Raw genomic sequence first — 767 nt, 5'->3', positions numbered from 1 at the left:
TATGGACAAAAGAACCTTAATAGAAATGAAAAATATTCTTACTTCAGAGCAAGCCAGAGCAATTCTTGAAGTGAAGGAAAAACTATTGTCTGTTCTAGCCGTAAAAGAGATTGTATTGTTTGGCTCTTATGCTAGAAGAGAGGCTGACGAGCTATCTGACATTGATCTTTTAATTATTACAGATCATAAGTTATCTCACCAGGAATGCGATATCATAGCTGAAATCATCTTTGAAATAAACTTGAACTACGAAACAAATATTAGCTTTGTTCCAGTAGATGCTTCTTCATGGTATGGTCAACGTCTACACTTATCAGCTCTTTATAGTGAAGTTCAACGAGATGGGGTTGTGGTATGACTGTTCATGAAGAAAGAAAACAACTCGTCTACTGGTGGATCGAAAAAGCACAACGAAGCTATGAGTCTGCTCAAAGTGAGTTTGATGCCGGTAGATATGATATAACAGTGAGTCGCCTTTACTATTCTGTTTTTTATGCTGTAGCTGCCGTGTTAACTGCAATGGAAAAAGAGCAGTTATTAAAAAAGCATTCTGCCGTAAGAGCAGCTTTTCATCTTAATATGGTAAAAACAATGGTAGTGCCCAAAAAATATGGTTCATTATATGATAAATTATTTGAGGCTAGGCACAGAGCAGATTATCAACCTATGGTTGAATTTGAATCCACAATTGTTCAGGATTACTTGACAGATGCAAAAGACTTTCTAGAGTGTATGGTTGTATTAGCAAAAGAGAAATGCTGATATTG

Annotated in this window: 2 protein-coding genes; both read left to right on the top strand. The window is 36.0% G+C overall.

Annotated features, from left to right (window positions below; translation table 11 throughout):
• Positions 1 to 358: nucleotidyltransferase family protein (locus F9B85_RS14100; protein ID WP_151621834.1), on the top strand; the 358-nt coding region annotated here is incomplete at its 5' end.
• The gene (locus F9B85_RS14095; RefSeq protein WP_151621833.1) at positions 355 to 762 is read left to right on the top strand and encodes a HEPN domain-containing protein; all 408 of its coding nucleotides are present in this window, start codon (positions 355 to 357) and stop codon (positions 760 to 762) included. The genes F9B85_RS14100 and F9B85_RS14095, both read left to right, overlap by 4 nt.
• The last annotated feature ends 5 nt before the right edge of the window (positions 763 to 767 follow it).

This window comes from Heliorestis acidaminivorans (genome assembly GCF_008933955.1).
Classification (GTDB): domain Bacteria; phylum Bacillota; class Desulfitobacteriia; order Heliobacteriales; family Heliobacteriaceae; genus Heliorestis; species Heliorestis acidaminivorans.
Note: the sequence above shows the minus strand (reverse complement) of the source record. Positions and strands in the feature narration are given on the sequence as shown.